General features: G+C 43.9%; 16 protein-coding genes. 2 read left to right on the forward strand and 14 right to left on the reverse strand.

Annotated features, from left to right (window positions below; genetic code table 11):
- The first annotated feature begins 8 nt into the window (after window positions 1–8).
- Window positions 9–809 carry a hypothetical protein gene (locus tag AC1DU2_RS01350; protein ID WP_477357418.1) on the forward strand — a complete coding sequence of 267 codons (801 nt, stop codon included), beginning with the start codon at window positions 9–11 and terminating at the stop codon, window positions 807–809.
- Between the two features lie 105 nt (window positions 810–914).
- Here AC1DU2_RS01350 and ftsZ read toward each other — a convergent pair whose 3' ends face one another.
- From ftsZ to mraZ, 14 genes are all read right to left on the reverse strand, one after another.
- Window positions 915–2525: a cell division protein FtsZ gene (ftsZ, locus tag AC1DU2_RS01355; RefSeq protein ID WP_477382431.1), complete on the reverse strand. Its 1611-nt coding sequence runs from the start codon at window positions 2523–2525 to the stop codon at window positions 915–917.
- 127 nt (window positions 2526–2652) lie between these two features.
- Window positions 2653–3993, reverse strand: coding sequence for a cell division protein FtsA (ftsA, locus tag AC1DU2_RS01360; protein WP_147056140.1), 1341 nt, complete (start codon window positions 3991–3993; stop codon window positions 2653–2655).
- A 1-nt stretch (window position 3994) separates the two neighbouring features.
- Window positions 3995–4855, reverse strand: coding sequence for a cell division protein FtsQ/DivIB (locus tag AC1DU2_RS01365; RefSeq protein ID WP_477382432.1), 861 nt, complete (start codon window positions 4853–4855; stop codon window positions 3995–3997).
- The gene (gene murC, locus AC1DU2_RS01370; protein ID WP_477382433.1) at window positions 4848–6206 is read right to left on the reverse strand and encodes a UDP-N-acetylmuramate--L-alanine ligase; all 1359 of its coding nucleotides are present in this window, start codon (window positions 6204–6206) and stop codon (window positions 4848–4850) included. The genes AC1DU2_RS01365 and murC overlap by 8 nt, the downstream gene beginning before the upstream one ends.
- A gap of 61 nt (window positions 6207–6267) precedes the next feature.
- Entirely contained in the window at window positions 6268–7431 is a 1164-nt protein-coding gene (gene murG, locus AC1DU2_RS01375; protein WP_477382434.1) for an undecaprenyldiphospho-muramoylpentapeptide beta-N-acetylglucosaminyltransferase, read from the reverse strand.
- Between the two features lie 48 nt (window positions 7432–7479).
- Entirely contained in the window at window positions 7480–8625 is a 1146-nt protein-coding gene (locus AC1DU2_RS01380) for an FtsW/RodA/SpoVE family cell cycle protein (RefSeq protein ID WP_090652420.1), read from the reverse strand.
- A 108-nt stretch (window positions 8626–8733) separates the two neighbouring features.
- The gene (murD, locus tag AC1DU2_RS01385; protein ID WP_477382435.1) at window positions 8734–10119 is read right to left on the reverse strand and encodes a UDP-N-acetylmuramoyl-L-alanine--D-glutamate ligase; all 1386 of its coding nucleotides are present in this window, start codon (window positions 10117–10119) and stop codon (window positions 8734–8736) included.
- A gap of 78 nt (window positions 10120–10197) precedes the next feature.
- Window positions 10198–11439 carry a phospho-N-acetylmuramoyl-pentapeptide-transferase gene (gene mraY, locus AC1DU2_RS01390; protein WP_477357430.1) on the reverse strand — a complete coding sequence of 414 codons (1242 nt, stop codon included), beginning with the start codon at window positions 11437–11439 and terminating at the stop codon, window positions 10198–10200.
- Between the two features lie 136 nt (window positions 11440–11575).
- Complete coding sequence (locus tag AC1DU2_RS01395) at window positions 11576–11899, reverse strand: four helix bundle protein (protein WP_477382436.1); 324 nt, start codon at window positions 11897–11899, stop codon at window positions 11576–11578.
- A gap of 114 nt (window positions 11900–12013) precedes the next feature.
- Complete coding sequence (locus AC1DU2_RS01400; RefSeq protein ID WP_477382437.1) at window positions 12014–13474, reverse strand: UDP-N-acetylmuramoyl-L-alanyl-D-glutamate--2,6-diaminopimelate ligase; 1461 nt, start codon at window positions 13472–13474, stop codon at window positions 12014–12016.
- Window positions 13471–15588, reverse strand: a complete 2118-nt coding sequence (locus AC1DU2_RS01405) for a penicillin-binding protein (protein ID WP_477382438.1) — start codon at window positions 15586–15588, stop codon at window positions 13471–13473. The genes AC1DU2_RS01400 and AC1DU2_RS01405 overlap by 4 nt, the downstream gene beginning before the upstream one ends.
- The gene (locus AC1DU2_RS01410; RefSeq protein ID WP_477382439.1) at window positions 15572–15985 is read right to left on the reverse strand and encodes an FtsL-like putative cell division protein; all 414 of its coding nucleotides are present in this window, start codon (window positions 15983–15985) and stop codon (window positions 15572–15574) included. The genes AC1DU2_RS01405 and AC1DU2_RS01410 overlap by 17 nt, the downstream gene beginning before the upstream one ends.
- A complete protein-coding gene (gene rsmH, locus AC1DU2_RS01415) occupies window positions 15982–16884 on the reverse strand; it encodes a 16S rRNA (cytosine(1402)-N(4))-methyltransferase RsmH (RefSeq protein ID WP_147056124.1) in 903 nt (300 codons plus the stop codon). The genes AC1DU2_RS01410 and rsmH overlap by 4 nt, the downstream gene beginning before the upstream one ends.
- Window positions 16877–17341 (reverse strand): division/cell wall cluster transcriptional repressor MraZ, encoded by a 465-nt coding sequence (gene mraZ, locus AC1DU2_RS01420; RefSeq protein WP_090652428.1) that lies wholly within the window; start codon window positions 17339–17341, stop codon window positions 16877–16879. The genes rsmH and mraZ overlap by 8 nt, the downstream gene beginning before the upstream one ends.
- A 311-nt stretch (window positions 17342–17652) precedes the next feature.
- Between mraZ and AC1DU2_RS01425 the strand changes: the two genes are divergently transcribed.
- On the forward strand, window positions 17653–18072 hold the full coding sequence (locus AC1DU2_RS01425) for a DUF4259 domain-containing protein (RefSeq protein WP_477357436.1): 420 nt from the start codon (window positions 17653–17655) through the stop codon (window positions 18070–18072).
- The last annotated feature ends 5 nt before the right edge of the window (window positions 18073–18077 follow it).

Here is an 18077-nt window from a genome sequence, read left to right on the forward strand (position 1 = left end):
GAAAAAAGATGAAAATACATTTAAGCCCTCATTCGCAAAAAAGTCACGGCGTTACCGAAGCGAAAAAAGCAGAATTAGACTCACTTACAAGCCAGGTACTTGATGCTCAATTAGCAGTTGATACCCACCAAGCAATAGTAAATTCAGTTGCTGCCAAGCAGGCTAATATACAAACATTGTTAAGTATTGCTGATAACAACAAAGTCGCGAGCTTAAACAATCGGAACCTTGTCGATGAGCTTGTACAAAAAGTTATTGAACTAAAGGCCAATTCTGCTATAGCTATGGCAGAAACGCAGACTGCAAACACTTGTACCGATAAGATAGCTACAGGGATAAAAACGTTAATTGACCGACTCATATATTCCGCGGAGATAGTTAATAAGCTATCTGCTTTAATCATCAGGAGAAAAGCCATAAATCCACTTGTATCGGATGATTTAATTACAATGGTGGGCACGGCGGGTAATAATGCCAATAACGCGATTTCGCTAACACTTGTAGCATTAACAACATCGTTTGCAGCGCAGGCGAGCAATACAGAAAGTTTGGCAGCTATGACACTGGTGTCTGCCAAGGCGAAACATTTCGCTGATTCCGTTTCCGTTACGCAATTACAAAGCTTACCATCGCTACTTCATGAAGTGTACAACGACAGTTGCCTGCAGTACGACCGTACTTTTAACGCACTTACAATAGTTACAAACCAGCTAAACCTAGCCCAGGCCCAATTAAATAAAGCACAAATCAACCTACAATCGCTTCAGGCAGGGCTGGCAGCTGCAAATGCAGCGGCGCTGGCGTCATGACAAAGCCAACAGTTTTTTTAACTATATTAAAAAGAAAACACCGCCATAAAGTAAATACTCTATAGCGGCGTTTTTATCTTGCTACTTGACACTAACTACTTGATACTAATCTGCATTATCATGCAAAAACGAGTTATTTCTCCTTATCTCGGTGTTGCCTTCGTTATCGGGCATAAGGCTGAAACGGGAAATGGCGCTTTCGTCAGATTTTGGGGTATCCTGCAGGGCAACTTCTTTACGTTTGTAAGCAGGTACATTTTCCAGCTCCTGGATGTTGCCTGTACGTAGTTTCATGCTCAAATCTTTAAGGCGCATGATACGCTCGCGCGATTTCTTCAGCTGCTCCTCTATCGATTCGTTTGTTTTATTATCATCAGCACCTGCAAGGGCTACCGGTTCCGGCTCAGGAACAGGAGTTGGCACAGGCTCGGGCTTGCGTGCTTCCTGTACTGGCGCACTGTAAGTTTCAGGCTCACTCATTTTAAAAGTGAATCCAGCCATATCCTGCTCGTTTTCTTCTTCCTGCTCCTCTTCGTGCAGGTTAAACTTAACTACATCGTCGTCCCTTTTTTCGGTGGCTCCAAACATATCAAACAAACCGGTTTGCTTAGGCTCCTCTTTGTGTTTAATATATGGCTGAGCAGGCGTGTTGGCCTTAACCGGGTTTATGAATTCATTTACAGGTTTTACCAACGGTGCGTTCTCGGGAACCAACATTGATACTATCTTTTTGTTGTTTTGCTCTTTTGCGCGCTCGTCCTGGGTTTGGAAACCTGTTGCTATAATGGTAACCGAAAGTTTATCTTCCAGGTTTTCGTCAACGCAGTTACCCCAAATCAGGTCGGCGGCCAAACCGGCTTCTTCCTGTATGTAATCGGTAATAATGCTCACTTCATCCATGGTAACCTCTTTAAGGCCCGAGCTGATGTTAAGCAAAATATAACGTGCACCTTCTATCTCATTATCTTTTAATAATGGCGATGCTAAAGCACCTTCAACTGCCTTTAAGGCACGGCCTTCGCCTTCGGCGCTGCTGCTGCCCATGATACATACACCGCTATCTTTCATTACGGTGCGCACATCTTTAAAGTCGACGTTGATATAGCCCGGTAAGGTTATAATCTCGGCGATACCTTTGGCAGCTGTGGTTAATATATCATCTGCCTGCCCAAAAGCGGAACTCATGGTAAGGTTACCAAAAATCTGGCGCAGCCTGTCGTTCGAGATCACCAGGAACGAATCAACGTATTTACGCAGTTCTTCCATCCCGGCATCGGCCTGCATTTTGCGGCGTTTACCTTCAAAAGAGAATGGCGTAGTTATAATACCCACGGTTAATATATCCATTTCGCGGGCCGCTTTAGCAATAATAGGGCTTGCACCTGTACCGGTACCACCGCCCATACCTGCGGTAATAAACAGCATTTTGGTATTAACGCCTAGCATTTGTTTTATATCGTCGATATTTTCGATAGCCGAGTTTTTACCAACTTCGGGAATCGAACCGGCACCCATACCTTCGGTAAGGCTGGCACCCAATTGTACCTTGTTGGGTATAGGGCTAAGTTCCAGCGCCTGGGCATCTGTGTTACAAATTATAAAGTCGACACCGGTAATACCTTGCCTGTACATATGGTTCACCGCGTTGCCGCCACCACCGCCAACACCAATAACTTTGATGATTGACGATTTTTCTTTTAACATCTCAAACTGCATAATCTTCGTTTTCAGGTATATGTGATTTAACCACTATTTAGATTTTACCATCGTAATAATAATACTTTTTCAACAACAGTTTTCCACAAATGTCTACAATGTGGAAAAACTTAAGCGTTGTGTATAATTATTTCAAAAAGTCCTCATCATTTATATCATCCTTAATAAAGGTGATGCTTTTCTTTAACAACCTGTCAAATAAACCACCCTCTTTTCCTTTGCCCTCAAACTTGGGCTTCTGTGCTTTTTCAACCGGTACATCTACACTCATGTACTCTGTTTTCTGGATACCTTTTATCAAAAGGCCTATACCGGTAGCAAACGTTGGGCTTTGCAGCTCTTCGTAAATATTTTTTGGCAGCACTTCATTCTTGGCCAAATGCTCGGTAGGGTAGCCTACGCGGCAATCTAAACCGGTAACAAATTCTACCAATTGACGCAGGTGTTTAAGCTGCGCACCACCACCTGTAATTACTATACCGGCAATCAGTTTTTTCTCGTAGCCCGATGATTTAATCTCGTAATACACATGCTCCACAATTTCTTCCATACGGGCCTGTATCACGTAAGCCAGGTTTTTAACGCTGATCTCTTTTGGTTCGCGGCCGCGCAAGCCGGGTACACAAACAATCTCGTTTTCCTTGTTCTCATCTGCCAGGGCCGATCCAAACCTTACTTTCAACTGCTCGGCTATGTTGCGCATTACAGAGCAGCCTTCGCGGATATCTTCGGTTACGCTGTTACCACCAAAAGGGATAACGGCGGTATGGCGGATTATGCCTTCATGGAAAATGGCCACATCGGTAGTACCACCACCAATATCAACCAACACTACACCGGCTTCTTTTTCCTCTTCACTCAAAACAGATTCAGAAGATGCCAATGGCTCCAGTATCAGGTCCTGGCTATCCAGGTTGGCCTTGTTAACACATTTTACAATATTTTTAATAGCCGTAACCTGGCCGGATATGATGTGGAAGTTGGCTTCCAAACGTACGCCAGCCATGCCAATAGGGTCTTTAATTCCCGGCTCATTATCAACCGTAAACTCCTGCGGCAATACATGGATAATATCCTCGCCCGGAGGCATTACCAGGTTGTACATATCTTCAATCAGTTTATCAATATCCTTGCGGCTTATCTCCGATTGTAAATCGCGGCGGGTTATTAAGCCGCGGTGCTGTAAGCTTTTAATGTGCTGACCGGCAATACCAACAAATACCACTTTAATATCAACATTTGATTGCGCGCCGGCAATATCAACCGCCTGGGTAATACCCTGTACGGTTTTATCTATATTTGAAACCATCCCACGGGTTACGCCCGCAGATTCTGCTTTACCAATTCCTAATACCTCAATCTTCCCATTCTTGCTCCTGCGACCAACGATGACGCATATTTTAGTAGTCCCGATATCCAATCCTACTACAATTGGTGAACTTTTTTCTTGTGTTGAGCTTTTGTCCATATTACATTTTTATTTGAGATGTATCCTTTTTCATTTTAAGCGAGTCCAGCTTCAATGCTTTCATTTTAGCCGAATCTGCTTTAGTCAGTTCGTTTTTTACACCAATTACCTGGTTGGTGTATTTAATATTAATGGTGCGGTACTTATCCCAGCCCACGTGTGGCAGCACCTGTTTATAAAAGGCTTGCAGGTTCCTTAGTTTTACATTTAACGAGTCGGCATTACCTATCAAAATTCGCTGGCTGCCTACCCTTGGTATCAATTCAATCTCGCGGTCGGTATTCACATATATCTGCGCTATCTGTGCATCCCACAATGAATCCCTACGGATAAAATCGGCTGTTTTATATAAATCTTTTGCAAGCTGTGTATGCAATGAATCAACATGATTGGTAAACAACTCATCGATATAACCATTGGCAACCAATACCCTTGCGGTAAAGTTTGACGACAGCGGAATTTTTAACCCATGCTGATCGATATAAAAATCCATATCGTAATGGTTCATTACCCTTAATATGGGCTGGCGCTGGCTCACCTCAACCATCAACACCCCATCCATTTCGGTGTATACCTTTGCAAACTCAATAAATGGATTTGCCCTTAGTTTGTTTTCCAGGTCCTGGATATTAATATTTTCCAGCTTTTGCCCTACCAGCGTATGGCTGTTGGCTTGTAATATCTGGTCAACCTCCTGTTTATCTATAAAATACTGGTTGCCCGGAATGTTTACTTTTACAGCGGTGCAAACCACCGATGCTTTTTTCGATTCGATAAAACCCATAAGCACCACAAGGCCACCCAGGCAAATTACCCAGGCAAATCCTATTAAAAGGCGCTTCCAAATGAGTTTTTTATCCATGCTGCATTATCTCCTTCAAGGGATGTACCAGTGTATCTATATCACCCGCGCCTACTGTTAACAGCAGTTCGGGTTTTTCATTTTTAATAGCGTCCAACGCTTCCTGTTTACTTAGTATGCGTTTATTGATCAACGACATTTTGTTAAGCAGCATGCCTGAAGTAACCCCTTCAATAGGCAACTCGCGGGCCGGGTAAATATCCAGCAGTATCAGCTCATCAACCATGCTCAGCACCTCGGCAAAACCATCGGCAAAATCGCGGGTGCGGGTGTACAGGTGAGGCTGAAAAATGGCGGTCAGCTTTTTATCGGGGTATAACCTTTTTACAGATGATATGGCCGCCCTCAATTCTTCGGGATGATGCGCGTAATCGTCAATATAAATATGCCCCGGTGTTTTCACGATATACTCAAACCTGCGTTTAACACCGCGGAACGACCCAAGCGCATCTTTAATTGATTGGGCCGGGATATCCAATCTTAAAACAGCTTCGATAGCGGCAACAGCATTTTCGATATTGTGCGTACCTGCAATACCCATTTTTATATCGGGGATACTGATATCGGCATTGATAAAATCAAAGTAAAAGTCGCCACCCTCAATACGGATGTTTGCCGCATGTGCGTCGGCCGTTGCATCTTCCAGGGCATAGGTATAGCCGGTATCTAAAGGCAGGCCTTTTTTGTGTACCAGTGTACCGCCGCTTTTTATCTGCGATGCAAATAGCTTAAACGATTCTGTTAAATGTTCATGATCGCCATAAATATCCAAATGATCGGCATCCATGGATGTGATGATGGCCACATCCGGGAACAGTGTTAAAAACGACCGGTCGTACTCATCAGCCTCAACAACCATTACATCGTTTTTGCCATACAGCACGTTGGTTTGGTAGTTGGATGATATGCCGCCCAAAAAAGCCGAACAATCATTACCCGACGCTTTTAACAAATGTGCCACCATGGTTGATGTGGTGGTTTTGCCATGTGTACCGGCAACGGCTATGGTGAACGAGCTTTTGCTGATTAAACCTAAAACCTGCGAACGTTTGAATAACTCAAATCCTTTATTTTTAAAATAGTTAAGTACCGCCGAATCCTTAGGGATGGCCGGTGTATAAATAATGAGTGTATCTACAGATGGCGCCTGGAAGCTGATGGGGATACAATCGGCATTATCCTCAAAACAAATCTGGATACCCTCGTTGTGTAAATCGTTGGTGAGGTCGGTAACTGTTTTATCGTAACCGCAAACAATACAACCCAGATGCTGGAAATAGCGGGCCAGGCCGCTCATCCCGATGCCGCCTATGCCCACCAGGTAAACCCTTTGTATGTCGCGTAATTCCATTTTGATGTTTTTAAAAAAGGTCCTCCCCTTTTTGGGAGAAGGAGGACCATAACTTTAATTGTTATTTTATTATTTGTAAAAGCTCTTTAGCTATCACTTCATCGGCATTTGGCATAGCCATTTTACCTATGTTAGTGCTTAACTTTTTTTGTAATGATTTGTCGTTCAATAACTCAATCGCCCTATCCACCAATTTCGCTTCAGCATCCCTGTCGGCTACAAAAATGGCAGCGTCCTCCTGCACCAGTGCCAGCGCGTTCTTTGTTTGGTGGTCTTCGGCCACATTTGGCGATGGCACCAGGATAACCGGCTTTTTCACCACGCATAATTCGGCAATGGTGCCCGCCCCTGCTCTTGATATAATAACATCGGCAGCTGCGTAAGCCAAATCCATCCGGGTTAAAAACTCCCTTATCTTAACATCCGGGTGGTAATCTTCGCCCAGTTTTTCGATGATTGTTTTATAATAAAACTTACCGGTTTGCCAAATGATCTGCACATCGGCAGCTATCAGCTTATCCAAACCAGCCATGATGCTGTTATTTAATGTACGCGCGCCAAGGCTGCCCCCGGTTATCAGTATAGTTTTTTTAAAGGTTGATAACTTGTACAACTCCAAAGCCTGCATGTGCTTACCGGCTATATTTACCGAATCTTTACGAATAGGGTTGCCTGTTTTGATGATTTTATCGGCAGGAAAAAACTGCTCCATATTATCAAAAGCCACACAAATTTTTTGTGCTCCTTTACCCAGCCACTTATTGGTAATACCCGCATAGGAGTTTTGTTCCTGTATGAGGTATGGTATTTTTTTCATTGATGCCGCGTACAACAACGGCCCCGAGGCATAACCACCAACCCCAACGGCAGCATCAGGTTTAAAATCTTTTATAATTTGCAATGCCTTGCGTACGCTGCCTACCAGTTTAACCGGGAACATCACATTTTTCCAGACAGAATCGCGCTGAATGCCGCGGATATCCAGGCCGATGATCTTATACCCGGCAGCGGGTACCTTTTCCATTTCCATACGACCAAGGGCTCCCACAAACAGGATCTCGGTTTTAGGGTCGATAGCCTTCAAAGCATTGGCAATAGCAATAGCCGGGAAGATGTGTCCTCCTGTTCCGCCACCGCTTATGATGATGCGCGGCGAAGCCCCCCCCGCCCCCTGAAGGGGGTGCTTTTGATTGGCGTCTTTTGCTTGTATGCTATCCTTTTTCATTTTATAAACTTCTTAAACTATTGTTCCCCCTTCAGGGGGTTAGGGGGCCTACGCTACGCTTATTTCCCCCACCACAACTTTCTTCGGTTCTTCAATATCCCTGCTTACTGATAGTATGATTCCGAAGGCCACACTGGTGAACAACAGCGATGTACCACCCATACTTACAAAAGGCAACGGCACACCCGTTACCGGGCCAAGGCCTACTGCCACAGCCATATTGGCAAAGGCCTGTATTGCCAGGCTAAAACTTAAGCCACATGCCAGCAACGCGCCAAACGCCTTGGGCGCCTTGGTAATAATTTTTATACACCTGTACAACAAAAACAGGTAAATGCCTACCAGCGCGAAACCGCCTACCAGGCCGTACTCTTCAACAATGATGGCATAAATTTCGTCCGAGTATGATTCGGGCAGGTAATTCCGTTCGGTGCTGTTACCGGGGCCTTTACCAAAAAGGCCTCCGCTGGCGATGGCTATCTTTGCATGATCGGCCTGAAATGATTTATCTGTTTTGGTTGAATCGGGGTGCAGGAAAGTATTTACGCGCGAAACATAGGTATGCCGCCTTGGCCCCAAAAATATAACACCCAATAATAATATAAACCCTGCGCCGCATACAATAGCTATCTGCTTAATGCTGATACGGCCGATGATTAATAACAAGATACTAACGCCAAACAGCATCAACGCGGTTGATAAATTGGCTAAAGCGATCAATATAAAAACCAAACAAACGGAGCCCATGATAGGCAAAAATGATTCCTTTACATCTTTAATATTTTCCTGCTTACGCGATAAAGTGCGCGCCAGGTAAGTAATCAGGGCGAGTTTGGCCAAATCTGATGTCTGGAAGCTTAAACCAACAAGCGGGATATTAATCCAGCGGCTTGCATTGTTGATGTGGCTACCAAATACCAGGGTATAGATGAGCAACGGAATAGTAACGATCATCATGATTTTAGACAGGCCGGCATAGTACCTATAATCCAGCTTGTGCGAAATATACATCAGCATAATACCACCCACAACCATAGCCAGGTGTTTCATCAAAATCGACTCGACACCAACGCCACGTTTATAAGCAAGCGTACCCGTTGAGCTGTATACAGCCAACAAGGATATAACAGAAAGCAATATCACTATCAGCCATATCCACCGGTCGCCTTTTGTGTTGTTTAATATCCTATGCATTTTGCTTATGATTCCACTGATTTTTAGATTGATTTCACCGATTTAAGACAGCCCCAACGATTTTACCCGTTCACCATTTTCAAATCTTCAAATACTCAAATTTTCAAATTAAAGTTCCTTCACCGCTGCTTTAAACTGGTTTCCCCTGTCTTCGTAATTTTTAAACAAATCAAAGCTGGCACAGGCTGGTGATAATAAAACAGTATCTCCTTTTTCGGCCAGGTGAAATGCTACCTGGGCAGCCTCCTGGGCCGAGAATGTATTTACTATAACATGCACATCATCTTCAAAAGCATCGTGTATACGCTTGTTATCTTTACCCAAACACACTATTGACCGTACTTTACTTTTTACCAAATCTTTAAGCATCCCGTAATCGTTACCTTTATCAACACCGCCAAGTATCAGCACTACCTCACTGCTCATACTCTCTAATGCGTACCAGGTTGAGTTAACATTGGTGGCCTTTGAATCGTTGATAAAACGGATGCCCGATATATTGGCTACAAATTCAAGCCGGTGTTCAATAGCTTTAAAGTTGCCCATGCTCTCTTTTATCGTTCCCTCGCGCAACTCCAGCACCCTTGCTACAATACCTGATGCCATGGAGTTGTAAATGTTGTGCTTGCCCTGTAAGGCCAGTTCTTGAATTGACATTGTAAAATGTTCTTGATTTGTGTTAATGACAATATTGTCGTTTTCGAGATATGCTCCCGGTTCAATCTTGGTTTCAATAGAAAAAGGCAATAGTTGAGCGTCGAATTTCCGGTTGGCCATACCTTTTATGGTTTCCGGGTCATCGGTGCAGTAAATGAAATAGTCGGCCGCCGTTTGGTTCTGCGTAACCCTGAATTTGGATGCCGCATAGTTTTCCAGCTTGTAATCGTATCTGTCCAAATGGTCGGGTGTGATGTTTAGCAATACTGCTATATCTACCTTAAACTTAAACATATCATCCAGCATAAAGCTGCTTAGTTCCAGCACGTATAAATCAAAGTTTTCGGTAGCCACCTGGTAAGCAAAGCTTTTACCTATGTTGCCGGCCAGCCCAACATTTAAACCACCATTTTTTAAAATATGATAGATTAAACTGCTGGTAGTAGTTTTACCGTTTGATCCGGTTATGCCGATGATCTTCGCGCTGCAATACCTGCCCGCAAATTCAATTTCGGATATTACCGGAACCCCTTTCTCTTTAAGCTTTTTGATGATCGGCGCTTTATCCGGAATGCCGGGACTTTTGATCACCTCAACCGCGTTCAGGATTAAATCCTCGGTATGTTGTTTTTCCTCGAAGCTGATATTCCAGTCTTCCAGTTGTTTTTTGTACTTATCCGCAATGGCTCCAAAATCCGACACAAACACATCATACCCCTGCTTTTGCGCCAGGTATGCCGCACCAACACCACTTTCGCCGGCGCCAAGCACAACAATAGCCCCCCCCGCCCCCTGAAGGGGGTGCTTTTGATTGGGTATGTTGTTTGTCTGGCTCATTTCTTACTTAATTTTTTTATTCTATTCTCTTTGAATCCGTTATCGTTCCCCCTTCAGGGGGTTAGGGGGCTTCGCGTCCTACCTCAGCTTCAACGTTATTATCGTTATTATCGCCATCAGTATCCCGATGATCCAGAACCGGGTTACGATTTTGGCTTCGTGGAAACCTTTCTTTTGATAGTGGTGGTGCAACGGCGCCATTAAAAACACCCTGCGGCCCTCGCCAAATTTCTTTTTGGTGTATTTAAACCAGCCCACCTGCATAATTACCGACATGTTCTCGATCACAAATACACCGCATAATACCGGCAGCAATAACTCTTTACGAATCATGATAGCAAAAACAGCTATGATACCGCCTATGGCCAAACTGCCTGTGTCGCCCATGAATACCTGCGCCGGGTAGGAGTTGTACCACAAAAAGCCAACACAGGCACCAACAAAAGCACCGGCGAAAATCACCAGCTCGCCCGAGTTGGGGATGAACATGATGTTCAGGTAGTCGGCTATTTCGATATTACCGGATACATAGGCCAGTATGGCCAGTGTAATACCAATAATGGCCGATGTACCCGTCGCCAGGCCATCTATACCATCCGTTATATTGGCCCCGTTGGATATAAAAGTGATGATGATGATCACAAAAAACAGGAACACCACCAGCGAATAATACTCATACCCAGGACCAATAAACTTTAATACCTTGCCATAATCAAACTCGTTGTTTTTATAAAAAGGCATGGTAGTTTTGGTAGAGTGTACGTCCTGCGTATAAACCGGTACATTCTTTTTCAAGTGAAAATCAACAGGCGCATTAACTATTACCGGCAACTTTACTTCCTGGCGAATAACAATATTGGTATTGAAATACATTGTCCAGCCCACAATCAGCGATAAACCCACCTGGCCTACAATTTTAAAACGACCTGCCAGGCCCTCCTTATTCTTTTTAAATACTTTAATATAATCATCTAAAAAACCAATGGCGCCCAGCCAAACGGTGGTAATTATCATCAGTATAATGTATACATTACTCAATTTGGCAAATAACAAAGTAGGCACCAGGATACCCAGCAAAATGATTAGCCCGCCCATAGTAGGTGTACCCGATTTTTGCATCTGGCCTTCCAAACCTAAATTCCTAACCGTTTCGCCAACCTGTTTAAAACGCAGGTAATCAATCAGCCTACGACCGTAAACGGTTGTAACCAGCAACGATGTTATTACAGCCAAAGCCGTACGAAACGTGATATACTGAAATACCCCGAGTCCCGGTATGTTGTAGTTTTTATTTAGATAGTTAAACAAATAATATAACATTGGCTTTGCGATGTGCAGATATGCAGATTTCAGATGTGCAGATTAATAATTTGCAATTTCGAGATAAGCAGATTTGCGATTAATGTTTTAATTTCTTAGTTCTATTTAATTACGTTTTATTCTTTTATCGAGGAAATTATTTTCCTAAAACCTTTACTATTGATTGTACATCATCCAGCATCGATTGTTCAAATGGGTAACTCTCTGCTTTCTGGCATAACAACAACCAGTACCTGGTTTCTTCGGCTTCCTTATAAGCTACTTTACATTTATGTTTAAAATCGCTTTTACTTTGCGCCCCTTGTGCTTCGCAAACATTTGCCCCTATCGATGTACCGCTTCTGAACAACTGATTAGCCATATTGAATTTCCTTAACGCTTCCAGCTTCTCGGTGAAGCTGATAACCTTTAAAGAAAACTCGAAAGTCAAATCAACAATCAGGTTAGGTCTATCACTCATTATTTTATCAATTCATCAGTCACTAATTCCCTCGTCTGCATATTTGCATATCTGAAATCTGCACATCCAATTCCCTCATCTGCATATCTGCACATCTGAAATCTGCACATCCACCTACACCAAGAGTTTAAATTGTTCCTCCAATTCCTCCATATCGTCAAAATGATTTTTCACTCCGTGGATATCCTGGTATTTCTCATGCCCTTTACCCGCCACCAGGATTATATCTCCCGGATTTGCCAGCATGCAGGCTGTTTTAATTGCCTCTCTCCTGTCAACTATGCTCACTGTATGGCGTTTAAACGCCGGGTCAACGCCTTCAATCATGTCTTTGATGATCTGGGCCGGATCTTCCGAGCGTGGATTGTCTGATGTCAGGATCACTTTATCGCTCCATTCGCTGGCCACACGGGCCATAATTGGGCGTTTGGTTTTGTCACGATCTCCGCCACAACCTATTACAGTTATTACCTTCTCGTTACCTTTGCGGATATCGTGAATGGTGCTTAGCACATTTTGCACGGCATCCGGTGTATGGGCGTAATCAACTATACCTATAACCTTATTTGGTGCTACTATATATTCAAACCTGCCTTCCGCACCGGTTAGTTTGCTCAGGCTGGTTAGCGTTTTGGCTTTATCCTGCTCTAACAACATAGCGGTAGCGTACACAGCCAGCAGGTTGTAAGCGTTAAAGGTGCCAACCATTTTAAACCATACTTCTTCGTTATCAATATGCAGTAACAGGCCGCCAAACTGGTTTTCCAGGATGCGGGCCTTGTAATCGGCCATGCTTTTAAGCCCGTAGGTTTTACGGTGCGCCTGCGAGTTTTGCAGCATGATGTTACCATTCTTATCATCGCTGTTGGTTAAAGCAAAGGCGTTTTTTGGCAAGCCATCAAAAAAGGCTTTTTTGGCCTTCAGATAACTATCAAACGTTTTATGATAGTCCAAATGATCATGCGTTAAGTTAGTAAACACTCCACCCGAAAAACTCAGGTTATCTACCCGGTGCTGCGCAACCGCATGCGAGCTAACTTCCATAAAGCAATAATCGCAACCCTGCGTTACCATCTCTTCCAGCAAACGGTTAAGTTCAATAGGATCGGGTGTGGTATGGGTTGATGGTATCACCTGGCCATTAATCTGGTTTTCGACAGTTGATAGCAAACCTGCTTTATACCCCAGATCGCGAAACAACTGATAAAGCAGCGTAGCGATGGTGGTTTTGCCGTTGGTACCGGTAACGCCAACCAGCTTTAACTGTGCCGACGGGTTGCCGTAAAAATTGGCTGCCACCAAACTTAATGCCTTAGCCGAATTGGCTACCATTAAAAAATCAACTTCGGCTGCGGTGTGGGCGGGTAAATCTTCGCATATAACTGCGATGGCACCCTGTTTAATAGCCTGGTCAATATAGTCGTGCCCGTCAACCTGTGTGCCTTTTACGGCAACAAACATCGACCCCGGAATTACCTGGCGCGAATCAAAAGCTACAGACGTAATTTCTACATCGGCGCTGCCTTGTAACTCGGTAAATGCTAACCCATCTATTAAATCACTTAAATACCTCATTGCAGTTCAATTGTTATGCGTGATCCTTTTGGTATTGAGCTGCCGCCGGTAACCGATTGTGTGGTCACCATGCCGCTGCCGCGTACCGTTACTTTATAGCCTGCATTGCCCAAAACATACAGGGCGTCGCTCAGGCCCATTCCTGTTACTGTTGGAACAGTGCCTTCTTTATATCGTGTATCCTCAAATGGGATACCATTACTGGTATCAACTCCGTTGCCGGCAGCATCTGCCGATGCGTATAGCGGCTTTACACCCAATTTGGCATATACATGTTTTAGTGCCTTTAAATTGCCCTGCTTTACCTTAGGCATTGATGTATTGCCAACCAGGCTTACCGGCGACGGTTGGTTTATCTCCATATCATTGGCATAAACCTTATCGGCAATCTCCCTGAAAATAGGCCCGGCAACCTTAGCCGCCAGGTACGATCCGCGGGTGGGGTTATTTACCACCACGATCATGGAATATTTAGGATGATCGGCCGGAAAATAACCGCAAAACGATGCCTGGTATTTTTTTACTTTATAACCTTTTGTACCATCGGCCACCTGGGCTGTACCTGTTTTGCCGGCCACCGTATAACGCGGGTTTTTAATTACGCGCTTACAATTACCTTCCTGTACAACACCCTCGAGCATGCTTTTCACTTTACCAAGGGTAGCATCCGAGCATACTTTTTCATTAATCACCCTGGCGTTAAACTGCTCAATGGTGCTGCCCATCCTCCTGATCTCGCGCACAAAAATGGGCGCTATCATTTTACCATTGTTGGCTACCGAATTATAAAACGCCAGCATTTGCAATGGGGTAAGGTTCATTTCATAACCGTAGGCCATTTCGGGCAGGGTATAATACTTGTTCCAGCTGCGGTTGGCCGGGTTTTTAATAACAGGCCTTCCTTCACCGGGTATCTGCAAGCCCAGCTTATCATTTAAATGATAGCTGTACAGCTTATTGATAAACTGCCATGGGTTATCTTTATAATGACCGTATACCAGCTTAGCTGCCGCCACGTTTGATGATTCTTCAAAAGCCTTTTTTACCGTCATTTCATAGTTGTCATGCTCGGTATCGGTAATGGTTGGCCCCTTTGGGAACTTGTATTTACCACCCTCGGCATTCACTATAGTATTGGTATCCAGTTTATGCTGATCAAGCAGGGTCATATAAGATACCAGCTTGAAGGTAGACCCCGGATCAATTGCATTGCTGATGGCATAATTAAAGCTCTCTTTAAAAGTATTTTCTTTTGAACGGGTAAAATTGGCTATAGCACGCACCTCGCCGGTAGCAACTTCCATCAACACCACGCAGCCATGATCGGCGGCGCTTGAATCAAGCTGCCTTAACAAAGCCGCCTGCGCTATCTCCTGGAAATTTACATTAATGGTCGACATGATATCGGCGCCATCTTTTGCCGGGATCTCGTCTTCATCATTATTTACAGGCATCCACGTTCCGCCCGGAATACGCTGCATTAAGCGCCTGCCGTTTTCGCCATTGATGAATGACGAGTAAGCACCCTCCAACCCTACCGGGTTTTTAATGTTTTCGTTTTTATAACCAATAGTACGCGCGGCCAAAGCATGAAAAGGCAAAATGCGCTTGTTTTGCTGCAATACAATCAGGCTGTTTTTAGTTTTCCTGTTTTTAAACACCGGGAACTCACGAATCTTTTTTAATTCCTGGTATGTTACCCTGCGGCGTAAAAGCTGGTAACGCGAGCCATCTTTACGGGCATCGCGCAGTAACCTGGCATATTCGCGTGGCGTTCTATCGCCATATAACTGCGATAAACCTGCCGACAGCACTTCTACATTATCATTAAAAACACTATCAATGGCAAGGCCGGCACCCAACATATCCATGTGCAGTTCATACTCGGGTACCGATGTTGCCAACAGGCTGCCATCTACCGAAAAAATGTTACCCCGCGCGGCCTCTACATCCCTGAACTGGGCTGTCATGTTTACTGCTTTGGCTTTCCATTTTGCGCCCTGTATAAATTGCACCCGGCAAAGCTGTACCACAACCGCGAACGAAAAAAGCACAACAAGGCCAAAGGCAATATATACCCTAAGCAATATGTTAGTCCTAATTTTCATCATCATCCTCCTTCACCGTTATCTTTTTTGGCGGCTCAACGCTTTGCCTCACTCCAAGGGTATCGGCACGTTTGGCCACTTCAATTAATGTACTTTTAAAAGCCATATCGGCTTTTGTGGTTTTAAAATCCCAGCTGCGTTCTTTTACTTCTTTAGTAAGGTCATCAATGTCGCGGATGGTTTTTTCGGCCAGGTGCATATTGCCAATATATACCATACCCAAAAAAGCAATGAACAGCACAAAAGGCAGGGCGTTGGTAGCCTTCTCGCTTGTAATAAAACGTTTGGTGAAAAATTGCGTGAAGAAATTATCCGGGATCTCCCTTTTTCGGGGTTTATCCTCAACAATAAGCTCTTCCTCTTCTTCCTCCTCCTGAATTTCTGTACGTAAACGATTGCTCATATCTTTACAGCTATCCTTAATTTAGCGCTCCGTGCCCTGTTATTGTTACTTATCTCATCTGCCGATGCGGTTATAGCCCCACGGCTTACAGCATCAAGCGGCCTTTTATTATTGCCGTATAAATCCTTTTCTACCTCGCCGCTAAACTTGCCTTTGGCAATGAAGTTTTTTACCAGCCTGTCTTCCAGCGAGTGGTAGCTCATGACTACCAGCCTGCCGCCAACAGCCAGCACCTCGGCACTCTGTACCAAAAATTCCTTCAAAGCTTCCAACTCCTGGTTCACTTCGATGCGCAGCGCCTGGAAAACCTGTGCCAGGTACTTATTTTCTTTCCCCTTCGGGATACGGTTAATAATAGCGTTCTTCAAATCGGCTATGGTTACTATCGGGGCATTAAGCCTGGCAGTAACTATAGTTTCGGCCAATGATTTGGCGTTTTGAATTTCGCCGTAAACGCCAAAAATGCGGTGCAGTTCGGCACCTGTATAATTGTTTACCACATCCTTGGCCGTAAGCTCGCCGCCCTGGTTCATCCGCATATCCAGCTCGGCATCAAAGCGAATTGAAAAACCACGCTCGGCCTGGTCAAACTGGTATGATGATACGCCTAAATCGGCCAGTATGCCATCAACCGGGATAGCACCGTGCAAACGGGCAAAGTTTTTCAGGTACCTGAAATTCTGATCTATAAAAACAAAGCGCTCATCGTCAATTATATTTTGCTGCGCATCGGTATCCTGGTCAAACGCCAGTAAAGTACCTTCGGGCCCCAAATGTTTCATAATCTCGCGCGAATGCCCGCCGCCGCCAAAGGTTACATCCACATAAGTGCCATCCTTTTTTATAGCCAGGCCATCAATGCATTCCTGCAGCATAACCGGTGTATGGTACTCACTCATCTATCCTCCTTGCTTTACTACCCATTACCGCTTCGGCCAATTCGGCAAAATTATCAGGCTCATTATTTATCATTTCGGTATGGGCAGCCTTATCCCATACTTCAATCTTGTTTAATACACAGGTTAAAACAACATCGTTACCAATGCCGGCAAAATCAAGCAAACTCTTTGGCAAAAGTACCCTGCCGGCCGAATCGGGCATCAAAGCCGTGGCGCCGCCGGTGAAATAACGAATAAAACGCAGATTTTGCCGGTCATATTCGTTAAGTTTGCTCAATTCGTCAAGTCTTTTGTCCCATTCGGATTTTGTGTAAATAACCAGATACTTCTCCAGGCCGCGATTGATCATAAGGCCCTCGCCGTCAGCTTCAGGAAGCTGCTTTTTGAGGCCCGCAGGGATCATCATCCGCCCTTTGGCATCCAGTTTACATTCAAATTCTCCGGTTAAATGCGGCATTATAAGACTATGGCTTAATTTAATAGGTAAAAGTAATTTTCTTTTACCACAAATTACCACTTTTTACCACCAAAAAGTTTTCAACATTTTTGGTGGCTTTTGACGCTATGCGGCAAATCCCAAAACGGCAAAATCCAGATTCAAAAGCCGGATTGATGTCGTTAAGCGTGACCTTTTAATTGAACAAAAAAGTTTACTATTAACTATATAATTCAACAAGTATTGATGGATATTCTCTATTTTATATCAATGCTGCTTACTATTTTTTCAATTTTTGTTACCATCTTTAGCATATAATAAAACAGAATATTATGGGCACCTGGGGACATGGACATTTTGAAGATGACACAGCTTTTGATTTTATGGCGGAAGTGGAAGAATCTGACGATCCCAAGAAAATTTTCAACGATGCGTTTGATTTCGCTATAAGTGTTGACTATTTAGAATTTTCTGAAGCAAATGCAGTCATTGTTTCGGCAGCCTACGTGGATGGACAAATCAATGGAACAAAATTTTCGTCGCCGGCTGATGAAGACCCTTTAGAAGTAGACTCGTTTCCAAACAGGCACCCCGATTTGGATTTTACAGATCTTAAAGAAAAATCGGTTTTGGCTTTACAAAAAGTTTTAAACGATAATTCAGAATTAAATGAACTTTGGGCAGAAAATGAAGAATTATATCCTGTTTGGAGGCTTGGTATAGAGCAGCTTATTGAACGTTTAAGAAACTAATGATG

This window comes from Mucilaginibacter sp. P4_C11, from assembly GCF_056402115.1.